Origin of the sequence: Eubacterium sp. SB2 (assembly GCF_001244405.1) — a bacterium.
Taxonomy (GTDB): Bacteria; Bacillota; Clostridia; order Lachnospirales; family Lachnospiraceae; genus Faecalicatena; species Faecalicatena contortus_B.
In genome coordinates, this window is record NZ_LN865153.1 from 618980 (window position 1) to 636966 (window position 17987).

Genomic DNA, 17987 nt, shown 5'->3' on the forward strand with positions numbered 1-17987 from the left:
GGTCTGCCCCCTTTGATTTATACTCGAAGTATTTACGCCGGGATGCACTAGCCTTTCACGGCGCCGGCTGTCATCCCCCCTATAATCTTGTCAGTCAGCATTGCATAGATCACAATGGTAGGAAGTATGGAAATCACCATCGCAGCAAACGCATAGGCATAATTGGCCTCAAAGGTTGTTAAAAAGGATCGGATCGCCACCTGGATCGTTCTGGAAGAGTCGCTCTGGTTCAAAAGATTTGCAAAGAGCAGTTCATTCCATGAATTGATGACGATAAATACACATGCCGTAACAATGCCGGGTTTCGAAACCGGCAGTATAATCCTCCGAAAGGCCTGTCCCGCAGTTGCGCCGTCTATCTTTGCCGATTCCAGAAGCTCTCCAGGAATCGTCTCCATATACCCCCGTATAACCATCAGGCTCATTGGCAGGTTCACGCCCGCATACACCAGCGCTATGCCAAGAATGTTATCATAAAGTCCGATTTTATTGATCATGACATAATACGGAACCAGAAATGCATTGGTTGGAATAAACAGGCACATGGAAAAAAGTACGGTCAGGATTTTTCTGCTGCTGAATCTGTACAGCATGGCGTAGGATGCCAAAGTGGCTGACAGGATCGAAATAACCGTTGCCAGGGCTGCCACTCCCACCGTATTGAAAAAGTATAATACCATCGGATGGCTTTCCATCACTGCCCTGAAGTTCTCCAGCGAAAGATGTTTCGGCACCGCAAACGGTTCGTTGAACAGATCCGCGTTGGGCCGGAAGGAAGAAACCAGCAGCCATAAAAACGGTACCAGCATAAAGACAAGCACCACAGCAAGAAATATGTACATCACTGTGCGCCCCGGTGTTCTCCTGCTATTCATGACGGCTCCTCCTTTCTCTTTGAAGCACATTAACCAGCAGCATAATCCCAAAACCAAGCAGTACGGTAATCAGTCCTGCTACCATAGATATCCCATACCTGTTGGATCCGACCATCTCCCTGTAAATATATAAAGAAAGATTCGTTGTACTGTTAGCCGGCCCGCCGCCCGTCATCAGAAACGGATACTCGAATGTCCTGAGGCAAAATGCCAGGTTCAGCATAATATTCGTAATGACTGCCGGTTTCATCATTGGCAGATATACATGAATATCAATCTGAAATCCTGTGGCGCCGTCCACCATGGCAGCCTCTTTCAGTTCCTTCGGCACGGTAGACAACTGGGTCAGGAATATAATCATTGTCAGCCCTACATAGAAAATAAACGGAACCTGATTACAGATCAGTGCGGTTCCCGGATCATTCAGCCATGCATGTGCCAGCTTTCCCAGCCCAAGGCTTTTCAGCACACTGTTTAAGAGTCCCACATCAACATGATAGATAAAATACCACAGAAAGGCAACTGCCGTCGTTGAAATTACATTGGGAATAAAATACATCACCCGCAGAAATTTCCATCCCCTGGGCTGCTTATTTAAAAGCAGCGCCAGAAGCAGCCCGAAGGGAATGTGTAAAAACAGGGCTGACAGAAGCCAGATAACAGTATTTTTAAACGCCATCCTGAATACCGGATCTGAGAATACATAGCGGAAGTTTTCGATTCCTACAAAAGTCTTTGGCCCAAGTCCGTTCCACTCGAAAAAGCTTACATATCCCAGATAACAAAGCGGCCCCAAAAAGAAAGCAACTATCAGAATCACTGCAGGCGCCATATATAATACGGTCTGCCGTCTTTTCATCGTTCGTCCGCCCCTTTCTTTTTCTATTGATTTTCTTTGGACAGCTGCTCTATGAATTCATCCGGAGTTACACTGTCCAGTGCAAGGCTTTCCAGAAGAGACGGAAGTTTTGTATTTGCCGTAGTCGTCAGGTTTCTCTGGATATTAACTGTACTTCCCTCTACCACAGAATTCAGGGCAAGATATTCTCCAAGAAGCCCTTCTGTATTCTTTACATCCGGGTCTTCCATATTCAGCTTCGGTGAAAGGAAAACTGCACCTTCCAGTGTCAGCTGTTTCACGCTTTCTTCAGAGGTGATATATTTCATAAATGCAACGATGGCCTCTTCTTTTTCCGGATCATCTGTCTTAGCTGCTGCCCACGGTGTCTGTGCGTCCGTCACGAGATAATTCTCAGCCACTTTTCCATCGCCAAATGTAGGCGCCTTCGCAATTCCGATTTTATCCTGTATTTCTGAAAGGGAGCCGATCAGCCACGGTCCATCAATAGCAATGGCTGTCTTGCCGGAAGCAAAATTATTCATGGCTACGGAGTAATTGGCCCCGATTGCATCCCCTGTCGTATAATCCCAGAATTTTCTTAGCATTTCCGCCGCCTGTTTCATTTCCGGAGTGTCAATGCTTCCGCCCTCATTCAGCGTCTCTGTTCCTGCATAACTTGCCGCAAGATAAGTGAATAAATTACATGTATACCAGGCATCGTCCGCCGTATACAGGGAAAATGGAGTGATTCCCTTCTCTTTTAATGCTGCGCATGCATCCAGAAGTCCGTCCCACGTGTCAGGGAATTCTTCGATTCCTGCCTGCGCAAAAAGTTCTTTGTTGTAATAAAAAACTGCTCCCGCCTTTTCAAATGGAATGGATGAGATTTCCCCGTTCACGGTCAGTGTCTCAAGATCCCCTTCACCGAATCTTTCCGCCCACTCATCATCCATATACTTTGAAAAATCCATCAGCTTGCCGGATTCCTGCCTGGACAGATCGTTCGGGTTAAAATTATAATGGAAGATATCCGGCGTTGTATCTGTGGAGATCATGGTCTTTACTTTTTCCTGATATGCCGGGAAATCCGGATTTACGGTCACTTCCACCTCGATCTTTCCCTTATTCTCTTCGTTAAACTCCTGAATCAGCTTATCCAGTGCTGCGCCCCTTTCAGAGTCAGTACTCCAGCTGTGGTACATATTCAGGACAACAGCTCCTGAATCCGACTTTTCTGTTTTCTTCTGCTCTTCCTGTTTGGATGAACCGCACCCTGCCAGCATGGTAACTGTCATAGCTGCCGCCAGCATCAAACTCAATACTTTTTTCTTCATCATTTTTCCTCCTTTTATTCTGCCTGAGGCAGTTCTCTTATATATCTATCCACGCCGTCTATTCCGGCGGAATAAATCCATCCGAGTGTTCCCCAGATATCTCCTTTTTGTATCATTCCCTCATCCATTCCCTGGGGGCATATGCCGAATCCTTCCGGCTGCATCCCGATATCTGCGAATCCCATCCGGTCTCCCGGCCAGGACATGATCTGATGTGCGGCCGTGCTGATCCAGTCGGCCATCCGGATCATAAATTCATCCCCTGTCTCCCGGCCCGTTAGATACAGCTCCCGGATATGGAACAGGGAGTAGATATCGACCACGCCTCCGCACCAGATGGAATTGATGGCTCCCATTCCCTTTGTCCGGAACTTTTTTTCAGCAAGAACTGTTCCCGCTTTCACCGGTGCATTCCAGATATAATTCCATGTCACGAACTGTTTCCCGGCCGTCACCGCACCATCCAGAAACCGTTTCTCACCGGTTTGTTCATATAAGCGCCAGCATCCGGCCATCGCATATTGTGCCGCCTCTTTATCCACCACATTGGGATTATCCAGCGTGCCTCCCTGAAAGAGTTCTTCCCTGCATCCCCTGGAAAGGACATATTCACCGGCCCTCACTGCGGCGCGCAGATAGACGGATCGTTTCGAACCGGCCGGCTCTGTATTCGCAGCATCTGTACTGAACTCCCCTTCGGACAGATATTCTGCCAGGTTACAAAGAAACACGATCGGAATGGCTGACGCGGCTTTTCGGCCCCGTTCTCTTTCCTGCTCTGTCATCCACGGTTCCTCCAGCATAAAAACAGGAGTACCGTCCGGTTCGTACGCCCGGTACCAGGAACCATCCTCATTCTGCAGAGAGACCAGCAGGTCTGCGTAGCGCATGACAGCCTCCAGCCATTGTTGCTTAACACGCCCCTGTTCCCGATACCATTTGCAGTATTCCAGTACATCATTTACCGGTTCCGTCATTGTTCTGAGATAGTTCCCTTTTGCTCCCCGGTAATCCATATAATGAAGCTTTGGAGCATCCGGATCCCCAAAGGAAAAGAAAGGCTCCTCCCGTTCCAGGTCATAAAGTGAATACACCCATCCGTTCTCCTTCATGCAGTGCTTCAGGAAAAAGTCCACTACTTTCTCCCCCTTTTCGATCCATTCACCGCCTTTATCTCTGGCCAGGATCAGCGCCGTATGATTCTGCCGGCCGGTAAAACCGTATTCCAGAATGTGTACATACGTGCTGTGGGGTATTGTATTGAAAGAGGTTCCAAAACCGGACGGTTCGGAACCGTACCCCTTGCGCGGATCAAAATGAAAGAAAAATCCCGCCCCGTCATCTCCAAATTCCCGATAGCTCCGCATGAGGCTTGTCTCACGGCAGATAATTTCTTCCTCCAAAGTAAACGGAAGGCTGACTGTACGGTGTCCTTCAGTTTCAAAGTGCTCTGCCAGCCCCTTAAAAACGTGATACAAACCGTCAGTAAATGTTCTGTCACAGGTTTGCTGGAGTTCATAATGCAGCTCCATCTCCCAGGCATTCCCGGTTATAGGGTAAAAGGCCTGAACAGGGGTCCCCTTGGCATCCAGCGCCACACTCTTTTCCATCTCCTCATATGGCCAGCGGGCACACAGGATATTTTCCCTGCCTTCCTGCCATTCATATCCAAGAGATCCCACCTCCGTCTCGTGCAGATAGCGGGAGTCTCCTGTCTTTCGTTCTTCCTTTCCCGTATCCGCAGGCGGCCTGGTCCTGGCCACAGATACTGCTGTCCTGGCACTTTCATCATATGCCATAATGACCGGTGCCGTCAGCCGCTCCTCCATATAAGTATGTTTCCCCGCCTGTCCCGAAGAATACCGGCAGGAAGGAATGCCGTATCGTAACTGTTTTCCCTCCCCGAGTAGAATCTCCATACCGAATGCAATCCCGTTTTTTTCAATTCCTGTATCTGCTTTTCCATTTGAACGAACACGGCGGATGACCTTAACCTTATCATCCTTTTGTAAAATAGCATCTTCAACCGTAATCTCGCTGCCTGAAATCTGAAACATATGAACCGTTCTCATCTCCCGCTTATCCAAAACAGTCTCCGCATAAACCTTCGGGCCATCCTCGCCCAGAAACGTTTCATACCAGCTGATGAATTTCAGACTGTGCATGCTTCATGCCCCCTTTCTTTGCTTTTCATCTGATACGGATCTTATTTTCGCCGTCTCCTATTACGTCTTAAAATTAATAACCGCTCTGATGAGTATAAAATCTTAATAAGATATTTCTATTTTATATTCACTAGTTAATCAAAAAAATCAACATATCCGCACAAAACATGATATTTTTCTTTCATTTTCTTATCATTTTTCCAAAAACCCAAAAAACTTTATACAAATTGCACAAAAATAAGTTTTTGCCTGCGAAACTCGTGCCTGCGGCGGCCGCATAGCGGCACCTGCCTCTTACGCCACAGTGCACATCCCGCCGGGAGAGCATTTTTATCTGATAGGCAAACTTCCCTATAAAATAAAAAGAGCCTATCCATAGTAATCGGCACACTGCCCCAAACTACGAATAGGCTCTGCTTACATTTCATGAAATACACGTAACAGTTCAAGCAGGCCTAAACTGTTACAAATACACTCCTGCACACATCATTTACATTTTATACGCCCCGCCTACGAATATGAATCCAGAATTCCCCTTAATTCATATGCCACAATCTCTTCCACTTCTCCTGCGATCCTCATCGCTCTGCTTTGCGCAATTCCTGCCGCCGTCCCTGTCCCGACAAGCTCTTTTACTCCTGGATTCTTTCCATTCCCGCTTACACAGGTTGCATGTTCTCCGACAATAGAATTACTGTAAGTTAAGTCATACGCCGGAGAAAGTATCCATCTGCTGTTCTCTTCATCATATAAAAATGAGAAGTTCTTTGCGTGGTCGTCCCGGTTATGTGCATAGACATTAAAGCACATTCTTCGATACATCTCTTCCAGCTGGCGATTATCTTTTGTCAAAATATATGTTAATTTCATCAAATCCCTGTAATCCAGATTGGGGATTCTATGGGAAGTTTCCAGCAGCCCGCTTACCGTAATCATGTGCACTTTGCCCCTGCTTCCCCTGTCAAAGCGCTTTACTGCAAAATACCCCTTACCGTACTCTGATGGAAATAATCTCACTTCCGGTACATCTATTCCGCATTTTCCGGCACACTTCATATAACAATATTCCTCTTCCCCTATTGTCCTGCGGTCATATAAAGAAGGGAACTTCACGATCCATGAAGCACCGTCCACGGAAACTAATGCCTTTGGCCTTGCTCCGCCTGATGATCCGCCTAATTTAAATAATGTATCCAGTTCATTACTCTCTTCTTCTTTCAAAATCTTTTCACATTCCTGAGACAGCCTGTCAAAATTCAATCGCTGCGCAGCATCCAGCTGCATTAATTCCGGATAGTACTCCAATGCCCCCATACCGGCACTCCCAACAATACCAAGCCGCTCTACAGGGCGGACAACCGCAGGAGATATCCCTTCAGACAGTAAGACCTTACAGTCCGCCTGGCGTCCCCCTAATCCTATTCTGTGGTTACAGACATTTTTTACACGGACTATACCCGTCCTTTTTCAGTTCCTCTATCTCTTTGTCCGTCTCTTTTTTATTTTTTTCCGCCATCTTTTTTACGCTGCTGCAGGAAGGCCGATGGATTTTCTTTGTACTGGTATTTAAAATATATCCATCCACACTCCTGGTACCTGCTGCCTTTTTCTCTGCCTTTTGCACAGTGCCCGGACTACCGCTGTCCTGATCGCCGGCGGTTCCCTTTGGTTCACCGGCCTTCCAGCTATCGTCCGGGGACATGTTCCAGGTGATTTTCCTGCCGTCGGAAACAGCCACAATGGTACCCTGCTCGTCTGTACGGAATACCTGGACGCCTTCCCGGCGCAGCAGATTCAGAACCTCTGCGTGGGGATGCCCGTAGGAATTGTCTTCCCCGCAGCTGATCACGGCATATTTGGGATCTACTTTCTCCAGAAATTCTTCGGATGTTCCCGTTTTACTCCCATGATGGCTCACCTTATACACATCGGCGCTGATATCCTGCTTACTTTTCAACATCTCATTCTCGGAATCCTCCTCTGCATCACCCACAAACAAGAATGCATTCTTTCCGTACTCAAGCCGTACTGCAATCGAATAATCGTTGGCGTTGTCAAATTTTTTATCAGCCGGCGCGGTTACGGTAAATACCGCGTCTCCCAACTGATAAGTATCCCCTGCTGCCGGATGCGCCGCCCGATAGCTTTTAGCTTTTAAAGTGTCTTCTACTTCGTCATAGGTTTTCGTATTCTTCTGGTAATCCGGGAGCAGAACCTTTCCGCAGTCAAATTTGTATATGATAACGTCAAGCCCCCCGATATGGTCGGCATCCGGATGTGTACCGATCACATAATCCAGTTTCTTGATGCCCTGTTTCTGCAGATAGTTCTGAACCGCCGTACCCTTACCGTTGTTTCCTGCATCGATCAGCATGGCATGGCCGTCCGTCATAATCAGTGTGGCGTCCCCCTGCCCTACATCCATAAAATGCACTTCCAGCCTGTTATTCCCACCTGCTGCCTTTACCGTGTCGGCCTGCTGCGCACCTGATGCAAATCCAAAAAGCATCAGAAAGGCCGGCAGTATAAGAGCCAGAATTCTCTTTTTCCAGTTTCTTCTGTCCATTGATCCATCCCCTTATTATAATTCTGTCTTTTCCGGTATCCCTCTTCATAAGCCCTGCGTATACGCAAAGGAGACTCTGCCATATCAGACAGAATCTCCTGCTCTGCATATCTGATTCTTCATAAAAATACAGGCCTTGCTTACGGTTCCGTAAACTTCACTGCAGTACCGTAGGCCATAACTTCTGCAGCCCCGGCCATAACTGCGGAGGAAGCATAGCGGATATTAATAATGGCATCGGCTCCCAGATTCTCCGCCTCTTCCGTCATGCGCTTTGTAGCCAGCGCCCGCGCGTCATTCATCATCTCATTGTAGGCCTTCAGCTCGCCGCCGACCAGGGTTTTAAAGCCCTGTGTTATATCTTTTCCCACATTCTTTGACTGGATCGTACTTCCCTTTACAAGACCCAGCATTTCAAAATTCTTTCCTGTAATATAATCAGTATTTACTAAGATCATCTTCTTCTCCACTCCTTATCTCTTTAATCCGCTGGATACATACTCCCAGCGCCACTCCTGCCAGTGCAAGAGGTATGACTGCGCCAAAAATGCATACTGCTAGAGGGGGCCTCAGCATAAATACCACCGCCGCAAACCCGATAAAATACAGCAGCAGCAAAATCGTTATAATGACTGGCGCTATCATCTTCTTTCCATGTTTTTTCATCACTTTCTGCCTTCCCAGGTTTTATAAATTGCTTCCATTGCGTCCACAACTCCATCCACTCCCAGCAGACTGGCATTGAACAGGATCTCATGTGACTCACTGCTGCCCCATTCGCGTCCGGTATGCGCTTCATAATAAAGCCTGCGCTCCTTATCCACTTTCTTGATCTTATCCCATGCCTGTCTTTCAGTCAGCTTATAGATATTCATGACCCGGCGTATTCTGTCATCCTTAAAGGCATGAATAAAAATATTGATACAATTCGTATAATCTCCCAGCACATAATCTGCACACCTGCCCACAAAAATACAGGAGCTCTGAGCCGCCAGCTTCTTAATGATCTCCGTCTGCGTCTCATACATCCGGTCGCTTAAAGGCACACCATAAGCTTCCTGGCTCATAAATGCCGTATAATCTCCTGTCCCGACTACATATGCGGATAAAAACCTCCCCAGTATAGTTTCATCAACACGGGATGCCTCCTCATCGCTTACCTTCAGCTCTTTAGCCGCCATCCGGATCAGGTTGTGGTCATAAAGCGGAATATCCAGCCGTTCTGCAAGGCGGTTCCCAATTTCGTGCCCGCCGCTCCCAAACTGTCTGCCAATGGTAATAATGTTGTGGTCTGTCATATTATCAACTCCTTATCTCTGACATTATAACACCGCCTCATTGTTAATTATATTATACCCCATCGTGCACGCACAGTTCAATCATTATCATCTATTTCCAGAAATAATCGTAATCCTGTTAAAAATGGCCACACCTCAGCCTACAACTGCACTGGAATCTTCACTCAAATTTCATTCAAAAGTACTTTTCCTTCTCCTTTTTCAAATTTCACATTAACCGTTCGATCTGGTAGTTTATTGGAAAGAAGTACAATAGTTTCAACTATACTCCCTTGCAAATATATCCTGGGGCAAAGGCCTGCTGTAATAATATCCCTGTATCCGGTCCGCTCCTATTACCCCGAGCAGCTCCGCCTGTGTTTTCTCCTCAACCCCCTCCACAACAACTTGATTGCCGATGCTGTGGAAAAGTTCGGTTAAAGTCCTGACCATCATCTCAGCATCCGGATTCCCAGGAAATTCTTTGAGCAGGCTCTTATCCAGTTTTACACACTCAAACGGGAACTCCAGCACGCTGGAAAGGTTAGAATAGCCGGTACCGAAATCATCCAGATAGAACCCAATGCCTGCTCTGTTCATATCCCGCATGACATGCTTCATATACCCCATATCCTGAAGAAGCACCCTCTCTGTCACCTCTATTTTCAGTTGATCCGGACTCAGGCTGTGACGTTTAAGACATTCCTGAATCCGCTCAGATATCCCAATGTCGGCAAACTGCTGCATTGACAGATTGACAGATATGCTTTCTATCCGTTTAGAATTGCTCTGTTCCAGAAACGAGCACACCTCCTCCAGAACGATCCAGCTCAGCTCATCAATCAACCCAGATTCCTCCGCGATTGGAATAAACCTGGATGGCGGCAGCGGGTTACCCTCATAGTCATCCAGCCTCAAAAGCGCCTCCGCGGACCGGACTCCCGCCCCAAGATGATACACCGGCTGGTACCATACCTTAAAGCGCTTCTGTTCCACCGACTGCTGCATGATCTCCAGAATCCGCTTTTCTTCTTCATATTCTTTCAGCAGCGCATCTGTAAAATGAATACAGGCTCCCGGCTTCTCTTTTGCTTTGCGAATACCGTATTCCAGATACTCCATCATCTGCGAAGGTGTACACGGCTCTCCCCGATATTCCAGATACAGAAACACGGTGCGCACGTGAGCGTGTATATCTCCAACGGTCCACGTCTGCCCACACCGTTTTTTTACTGTTTTGAAATTAGATGCGGCCTCTTCTGCCGACTTCAGAGGAATAATCATAGCAAAATCCACATTCCCAAACCGGAATACTTCTCCTCCCGGTATCAGGCGGCCAAGTCCGGTCGCAATTGTATAAAGAATCTCATCCCCTTTTTGATGCCCGTAATTCTGATTTACAAAATCATACTGCCGCAGAGACAGAAGAATCAGCTGGAACTCCTGTTTCCCGGCCAGCCTCAGCGTAAGGTTCTCATAAAAACTCTCCCGGTTGCCCACCATAGTCAGATAATCCCTTCTGACTGCTCTGTTCTGAAATCCGATAAACAGAACCAGATTGGCTACCGCCATGGCGGTCTCATTCAATATAATCTCAGGAAAGAGCGCCTGGAACATGCATAAGAGAACCGTAACCGGCGGGATCGTACAGATCACCTTTACCATCGACTTGCTGACGCTGGGACGGTTCTTTATGTAACAAAAATATATCATGCCAATTTCCACTGCCAGCACTGCGTAGCCCAGCCCGTTCAGCCTTCCCCTGTGATAGATGCCAGCACTGTCAATATAAAAAAGGATACCGGACTTTATATTCCACAACACAGCAGCCGCATACAGTATATTTACAACAAAGAGCCCCGTAAATGCACGTCTCAGGCAGTGTTTTTCATAGACATGCTCCATCATCATCATAAATACAAACGCCGCCACCATCGAGCATGCAGCCACAACCGCCAGAAAGTAAGCGCTGTTCAAAAGTATATTCAGCCACCCCGGCACTTGTTCCGGATATTGAAGCAGCACCACACTGGATACATTCAGGCCAATGCAGAGCATGGACATCCAAAGGCAGTTCCGGTACAGCTTGTCCCTGGCATTTACGGCCAGACGCCTCTCATAAAAATACAGCATTAGAATTACGATAACTATAAAAGCCCAAAATTCCCCCGCCAGTGACCATTGAGTCATAAGTACACCTCTTATCTTTTTAGGAGTGCTCTTTAGGCACGCTCTTTAGTAACCATGAAATAAGATAATTATATCATGATTTTTTTCCACATTAAACCATTTTATTTTCTTTCACTATGCGCATTTTTCCATATATGTAACAGGTAATGCAGGCAAGAACAGTTACATATATTACTGCTCAGACCGACTACCTCCATGTGCGGCGTACGCCGGGGATTTCCCTTATAATGGCTATTTATACACTCATAATGAACTATTATAAGATTTTGCAGTATCTTGTCTTGTATTGCCGAAATCAAAGTGCTAGAATATATACACATCGGTAACTTTATCGCTTTAGTGGGGGAAAATAATATGTCATTTTTTAATTCTTTAAGTGAGCGGCAGAGGCAGCGTCTGTTTGGTATGGGCTACGCAACTGCGGGCTCTGTCATGTTTGCATTTGGACTGAATGTATTTATCATACCGCTATCTTTATATAATGGCGGCTTCATGGGAATCTCCCAGCTGATCCGTACCTTAGTGATTAAAGTACTGCCCTTTTCTCTCGGGCAGACAGATATTGCAGGTATCATTTACTTTCTGATCAACCTGCCCCTGATCTATTTGGCATGGAGTAAAATGGGCAGGATTTTTTTTGCACGTTCCATTATAACCATTATTATCCAGACCGCAGCGCTCACCTTTATCCCGATTCCATCCAGCCCGGTCATTGACGATTATCTGACCGCCTGTGTCATTGGCGGTATTATCGCGGGAACCGGATCCGGCATGATCCTCCGGGGAGGCAGTTCCGGAGGCGGACAGGACATTCTGGGCATCTACTTTTCAAAAAAATTCCCTGGATTCAGCGTCGGCAAGGTCTCCATCATCATCAACTGTTTCGTCTACGGAATATGCCTTTTGATGTTTAACATCGAGATCGTGATTTATTCTTTGATTTACGGCGTTGTATATTCCATCGCCTGCGACAGAGTACATATCCAGAATATTAATATGAGTGTCATGATATTTACCAAAAAGCTGGGCATCTCCCAGGCTATCATCGAACAGATGGGGAGGGGAGTCACCAACTGGGACGGAGCCGGAGCCTATACAAATCAGGCCTCCTACATCCTGTTCGTTGTGATTTCAAAATATGAGGTCAGCCAGTTAAAAAGAATTGTGCGGGGAATTGATCCCAATGCATTTATGATATTTACCGAAGGCTGCTCGGTATCCGGTAACTTTGAGAAGAGGCTTTACCCCTGACTTTATAAAGCTGCATTACCTGATGGCTGAACTCCTAGACCAGAGCACATCATGATGACTTTAAACTTTATACTTCACTTACAGGATTGATTTTTCATAGTAAAACCCCGGTCAGTAATTTAACATTGACCGGGGTTTTACTATTTTTATGCTACAGGCAATTTTCAGGCGGCATTGGTTTCAGCTTTCCTGCACACACTGCCGGAATCCGCATTTCCGTTTCCGGCAGACAGCCGCCGCATAGTCAAAAAGTATGCCGCTGCCAGTGGGATACATGCCCCCGCCCATGCCAGCGGGTTGGCCCAGCATGCCCCGGCAAAGCCGACAGCCGCAGTCAGATATACCGCAGCAAATGTCCTCATAATCAGTTCCATCACACCCGCCACAGTCGGCATAACGCCTTTCCCCAGCCCCTGCAGGGTAAATCTGAAGATAAACAGCAGTGCCAGTACAAAGTACATAGCCCCGTTAATCTGAAGGTAAGTCTGAGCCATAGACTGTACCGTCTCTTCCCCGGCCCCGACAAAGAAGCCTGCCATCTGATAACCCGCAAATATGTTCAGAAGCCCCACAGCAATACTGAATCCTACCGATATCAGGCTGCACTGCAGAACGCCTTTCTTAATTCTGTCTATCCGCCCTGCCCCATAATTTTGAGCCGCATAGGTAGCCATTGTGGTGCCAAAAGAATTCATAGGCTGACCGGCGATCTGGTCAATTCTCTGTGCCGCAGAAAATGCTGCCACAGCGGCGGAACCAAGCCCGTTAAGTACGAACTGGAGCACCACAGCACCGATGGCGATAATCGACATCTGGAATCCCATCGGCATAGAGATCCGAAAGTGCTGTTTCAGATCCCATGCGGATACCTTCCAGTCATCCTTCGTTAAATGCAGAATCGGCAGCTTCTTTTTGATGTACCACAGGCAGAGGAGTGCCGATACCATCTGTGAGATAATTGTGGCCCAGGCCGCGCCGGCAACCCCCATCCCTCCCCCAAGTATGAACGCAAAGTCCAGAATAATATTCAATACACATGCAATAACCAGGAACAAAAGCGGCGTCCGGCTGTCCCCCAGCGCCCGGATAATATTCGACAGAAAATTAAATAGCATACAAGCTATTATTCCCCAGAATATTATAACAATATAGTCATACGCACCGTCAATTATTTCGGGCGGCGTATTCAGCAGTTCCAGAATCTTCCTGGTCATAGGAACGGAAACCGCTGTCAGCACGACCGTAACCATAAGGCTGATCCAGGCTCCTGAGGCCACGCTTCTTCTGACCCCTTTCTCATCCTTTGCGCCAAAGCGCTGTGCCGTAATAATTGCCAGTCCTGCGCTCACTCCCATTGCAAAACCGAGGATCAAAAAATTGATGCTCCCCGTGCAGCCCACCGCCGCCAGGGCATTGACCCCCAGGGTCCTTCCCACAATCAAAGTATCTACCATGCTATATAATTGCTGAAAGATATTTCCGATCAGCAAAGGTATCGTAAACATTACAATCAATTTTGCCGGGCTGCCTTCTGTCATTTTTTTCGTCATATCCATACCTCCTGTCTTTTTCTAAACATACTCTATTATAAGCATTAATTGAAAAAGCAGAATGTAGTTTCTTGTTCAATGAATGTAGTATTTTGCACGAATACCGATGCGTATATAGCACGGAGGGCAGAATAATTTTTATATAAAAAATAGAACAAGGGTGCTGCAAACTCATCATTTTGATGATTTTGCAGCACCCTCTTAAAAATGTAGAAAACCACATGTGTTTTCCTGCCGCCTCTTTATGTATAGTTAATCAGAACTCTCTTACCTCATAGCAAATATCTCCATCGCCTCCTTACAATTCCTTTTCATAGCTTCTGTCCCATACTGCACAATATCATGGTACATAATCGGCGTATCCTTATCGCTCTCGATCAAAGAATAGCAGTATTTATAATGCCGCCCGCCTTTTTCAACCGGAATACACCCCGTTTGGAACTGGCTTGCTATCTTCTCACCTCCCGCCATCGCCATATATGTATAGTAATTAACCTTGCGCACCCCGCTCTCAATGGCCATGCGGAATTCTTCCGGGCTGACACCGGAGCCTCCGTGCATGACGACTGGAATGTCTACTTTCCTGCGCACATTTTTTACTACATTAAAGTCTAACTTGGGTTTTGTAATATACACCCCATGTGTCGTCCCGAAGGAACAGGCCAGAGCATCTATCCCCGTCTCCTCCACAAAGAGCTTTGCCTGCTCCGGATCTGTATAAATCTTCTCCGGATCCGGCCCGTTTCCAGTTGTTCCTGCTCCGGTTTCCCGTTTTCCCATGCAGCCGATCTCCGCCTCCACAGAGGCCCCTGTCTGTGCCGCAAATGAAACAACCATCTTTGTATTAGCCATATTCACTTCAAAAGGCTGAACCGAACCATCGTACATCACAGAGGTAAAACCGATGTTCAAAGCTTTACATACATATTCTAATGTCTCTCCATGGTCCAAATGCACGCACACCGGTACTTTTGCCCTCCCCGCAAGCTCCAGCATGATCGGCCCGATAATCTCAATCGGCATAATCTCCTCATGCACTTCTGCATGCTGGATCACCACGGGCACGTCCAATTCCTCTGCTGCGCCAATCACTGCCATAACCGACTCGAGATTCGGCGTGTTAAAAGAACCTGCCGCGCATTTTTTTGCTTCACATAGATTCAATATCTGCTTCAGCGATACTAACATTTTTGTTTCACCCTTTCTAGTACATCCATATTTTACAAACGCTCAAACATACGCACTTTCACCTGATACGTTTTTTTCTCTCCCGGTTCCAAAAATTTCAGCATCCCGGTCTTTCTCATCACATCGCGCCCATCGGGATAGCAGTTGCCGCACTCCAGCCCCAGCACGTAATCGCGGACTCCCATCATCTTCCATTCTACAAACCCATCCAGTTCCTCTGCATCAAAGGTAATCTCCAGCCCTTTTCCCAGCTTTGGCTGGTATATGCCGGCTTTTCCGTTTCTATCCGGGAACTTATGGTAGTAGCACCGCTCCACATATCCTGCCTCCGGTTTCATCATGTGCATCCAATTCCCGATATCCTCCGCCGCATGCTCATCCCGGGGCAGCACTTCGGCAGACGGAATCTCCAGTATGCTGTCCTCATCAAGCATTGGATAGCCCATATTCATATGATACAGAATCTCAAAGGGCTGCTTTGTATCTCCGGTATTCTCGATGGTATCCTGAATCGAAAATTCATTACTCCTAAGGCTGACTCTGATCTCTCTGGACATTCGCAGTTTCGGTGCGAAAATCCCCTCGTCCCTAATCGTCGCGTAAACCACCAGCTCCCCCTCTTCTTCCAGCCAATATACCTGTTCTGCCGGCATATTGGCGATGGAACCATGCAGGGGCAGCTCTTCCCCCTCATCCGTGCAGGGAGAGCCGACCGCCTGCAGCCCGCAGGTAGTCAGATAACCGGCAGTAAATGATTTCAGCCAGTTTGCCCCTGCTGCATCATAATACGCCGGGGCCACATAGCCGCAGGGCGAGAAGTAAGACAGATTAACCCCTTTGTAACGCAGCCGGGAGATGTCTGCACAGCGGTCCAAAACAACCGTCAGTTCCGCCCCTTTTCCGTTATTTATTTCCAGAAGACGCATTCCATCGCCTTTACCGCCCACCAGGCGGTGTTCCTCGATTCCATACACTTGGGAATCATGTCCGATATATGGGTTCATCAAAATTCTCCTTTCACGCGGTAGTTCCGACAATGCCGAGCTGCTGTCCTTTCACACGGCAATTCATACACTTCTGAACTGCTGCCCATTCATACCAAAGGGCGCACTGCCTTATACAGCTGCCGGTATCTTTTATAAACTTCCCTGTACTTCTTCGTCATTTCCGGATTTGGAATATAAGTTTCGGTCTCCTCTACCATATGCGCCGCCGCATCCTCCAGGTTCTGAAAGCATCCCACCGCAATTCCTGTCAGCATCGCGCTCCCTGCAGTTCCCGCATTCACTGTTTTTAGCGCAGTGATCTCTACATTCAGAGCATCCGCCTTCATCTGCATCCAGACTTTTGATTTTGCGCCGCCCCCCGTGGCATTCAGCCGTTTCATTTGAAGTCCCGCATCTTCCAGGCATTCCATATTCAACATCATTTCGTAAACAACACCCTCCATACATGCGCGGTATATGTCACTGACTGTAGTCGCGGCCGTCACTCCCACGATTGCCCCCTTTGACCCGGTATCCATATAGGGCGTGGCCGCCCCGGCAAAGTGCGGCAGAACCAATATTCCCGTAGGAGGCATGGGAACATCCGTACCGGCTGCATTTTCCGGGCATTCATGCTCTGCCTCATACAATTGCTCTAAGAACTCGTTCACCGAAATGCCCTGTGCCTCTGCCAGCTCTTTCTCCTTTTTAGCAAGTGTATCTGCACACCACTGAATCAGCGCTCCGCCGGTGTAAGAGAATGCATAGCAGACATATTTTCCCGGCAGCACATACGGGACAACCGCGTAATTTCCCTCATACATGACCTCCAATTCCGGTATACTGTCGTAAACAGGTGTCATGCACTCGACCGTACCGGCTCCATCCACCGCTTTATCGGATGAAAACACCCCGGATCCCACAGCAGCAGCCACCTGGTCATGGCTCACAGATATGATCTGCATGTCTTTGGAAAGGCCCGTCTTTTGTGCAATTTCCGGCCGGATTCTTCCGGCGCTGGTTCCCGTGGGCACCGGCTTTGACATCAGTTCCATGTCGATTCCCGCAAGAGCAAAGATCTCACGGCTCCATTTCAACGCCGTAATGTCAAATGCCATCGTCCTGGCCGCCAGAGAATAATCGATCTGAGCCCGGCCGGTCAGCGCAAACACCACAAAATCCTCCATCAGGAAGATATGCTCTGCCCGCCCGTATATCTCCGGCCTGTGCTTTTTCATCCACATCATTTTGGAAATGCTGTACATGACATGCGGTTTTACCCCTGTAATAGAAGCAATGGTCTTCCCATCCATCTGCTCTGTCAAATAGCGGCACTCCTCCTCCCCGCGCGGATCCGTATACAGCATCGCCGGATGCAGGGGATTCCCTTCTGCGTCTGCCATAACAAAGGTCTCCCCAAAACTGGTCACCCCAATCCCTGCAATGTCCGGATGCGTGCGCGTTATTGCACGGATCACCCCGAATACGCTCTCCATGATTGCAGCCGCATCTATTTCATGCGCACCATCGTTCCTTTTCGCAGAATAGTCCTGATAGGATTCATCCAGATAAGTACCATCTTCGTCAAAAACTGTCAGTTTACAGCCTGTTGTCCCGATATCCAGCCCCGCCACTTTCATAATCTTCCTCCTCCCGCAGCTATTTTTTCCCGCCGGCAGCCGCTCTTAACCGCCCGCAGCTGCTTTTATCTGCCGGTAACCGCTCTCAGCCACCTGCAGCTGCTTTTTGTCCGCCGGCAACTTT

The 17987-nt window shown here is 47.7% G+C and carries 15 protein-coding genes; 1 reads left to right on the forward strand and 14 read right to left on the reverse strand.

From position 1 onward, the window contains the following. Positions 1-47: 47 nt before the first annotated feature. The 10 genes from BN1938_RS15220 to BN1938_RS15265 all read right to left on the reverse strand — a co-directional run bounded on the left by BN1938_RS15220 (position 48) and on the right by BN1938_RS15265 (position 11248). Positions 48-875, reverse strand: a complete 828-nt coding sequence (locus BN1938_RS15220; RefSeq protein WP_050641410.1) for a carbohydrate ABC transporter permease — start codon at positions 873-875, stop codon at positions 48-50. Then, entirely contained in the window at positions 868-1734 is an 867-nt protein-coding gene (locus tag BN1938_RS15225) for a carbohydrate ABC transporter permease (RefSeq protein ID WP_050641411.1), read from the reverse strand. The genes BN1938_RS15220 and BN1938_RS15225 overlap by 8 nt, the downstream gene beginning before the upstream one ends. A 23-nt stretch (positions 1735-1757) precedes the next feature. After that, complete coding sequence (locus BN1938_RS15230) at positions 1758-3053, reverse strand: ABC transporter substrate-binding protein (RefSeq protein ID WP_197278221.1); 1296 nt, start codon at positions 3051-3053, stop codon at positions 1758-1760. An 11-nt stretch (positions 3054-3064) separates the two neighbouring features. Next, entirely contained in the window at positions 3065-5215 is a 2151-nt protein-coding gene (locus BN1938_RS15235; RefSeq protein WP_050641413.1) for a hypothetical protein, read from the reverse strand. A gap of 510 nt (positions 5216-5725) precedes the next feature. Beyond that, positions 5726-6529 carry a type II toxin-antitoxin system HipA family toxin gene (locus BN1938_RS15240; RefSeq protein WP_050641414.1) on the reverse strand — a complete coding sequence of 268 codons (804 nt, stop codon included), beginning with the start codon at positions 6527-6529 and terminating at the stop codon, positions 5726-5728. A 115-nt stretch (positions 6530-6644) separates the two neighbouring features. After that, entirely contained in the window at positions 6645-7781 is a 1137-nt protein-coding gene (locus BN1938_RS15245; protein WP_050641415.1) for a ComEC/Rec2 family competence protein, read from the reverse strand. A 140-nt stretch (positions 7782-7921) separates the two neighbouring features. Beyond that, on the reverse strand, positions 7922-8239 hold the full coding sequence (locus BN1938_RS15250) for a YbjQ family protein (RefSeq protein WP_050641416.1): 318 nt from the start codon (positions 8237-8239) through the stop codon (positions 7922-7924). Next, positions 8220-8447 (reverse strand): hypothetical protein, encoded by a 228-nt coding sequence (locus BN1938_RS15255; protein WP_153920964.1) that lies wholly within the window; start codon positions 8445-8447, stop codon positions 8220-8222. The genes BN1938_RS15250 and BN1938_RS15255 overlap by 20 nt, the downstream gene beginning before the upstream one ends. Then, positions 8447-9079: a cytidylate kinase-like family protein gene (locus BN1938_RS15260; protein WP_050641418.1), complete on the reverse strand. Its 633-nt coding sequence runs from the start codon at positions 9077-9079 to the stop codon at positions 8447-8449. The genes BN1938_RS15255 and BN1938_RS15260 overlap by 1 nt, the downstream gene beginning before the upstream one ends. A gap of 258 nt (positions 9080-9337) precedes the next feature. Then, positions 9338-11248 (reverse strand): GGDEF domain-containing phosphodiesterase, encoded by a 1911-nt coding sequence (locus tag BN1938_RS15265; protein WP_050641419.1) that lies wholly within the window; start codon positions 11246-11248, stop codon positions 9338-9340. A 354-nt stretch (positions 11249-11602) separates the two neighbouring features. On the opposite strand from BN1938_RS15265, the gene BN1938_RS15270 reads away from it, so the two are divergent. After that, entirely contained in the window at positions 11603-12499 is an 897-nt protein-coding gene (locus tag BN1938_RS15270) for a YitT family protein (RefSeq protein WP_050641420.1), read from the forward strand. 164 nt (positions 12500-12663) lie between these two features. Here BN1938_RS15270 and BN1938_RS15275 read toward each other — a convergent pair whose 3' ends face one another. The 4 genes from BN1938_RS15275 to BN1938_RS15290 form a co-directional block, all read right to left on the reverse strand. Continuing rightward, positions 12664-14049 carry an MATE family efflux transporter gene (locus BN1938_RS15275; protein ID WP_050641421.1) on the reverse strand — a complete coding sequence of 462 codons (1386 nt, stop codon included), beginning with the start codon at positions 14047-14049 and terminating at the stop codon, positions 12664-12666. 267 nt (positions 14050-14316) lie between these two features. Next, a complete protein-coding gene (locus BN1938_RS15280) occupies positions 14317-15237 on the reverse strand; it encodes a class II fructose-bisphosphate aldolase (protein WP_050641422.1) in 921 nt (306 codons plus the stop codon). 32 nt (positions 15238-15269) lie between these two features. Next, the gene (locus BN1938_RS15285; RefSeq protein WP_050641423.1) at positions 15270-16241 is read right to left on the reverse strand and encodes an aldose 1-epimerase family protein; all 972 of its coding nucleotides are present in this window, start codon (positions 16239-16241) and stop codon (positions 15270-15272) included. 89 nt (positions 16242-16330) lie between these two features. Next, positions 16331-17863, reverse strand: coding sequence for an FGGY-family carbohydrate kinase (locus BN1938_RS15290; protein ID WP_050641424.1), 1533 nt, complete (start codon positions 17861-17863; stop codon positions 16331-16333). Positions 17864-17987 lie beyond the last annotated feature (124 nt).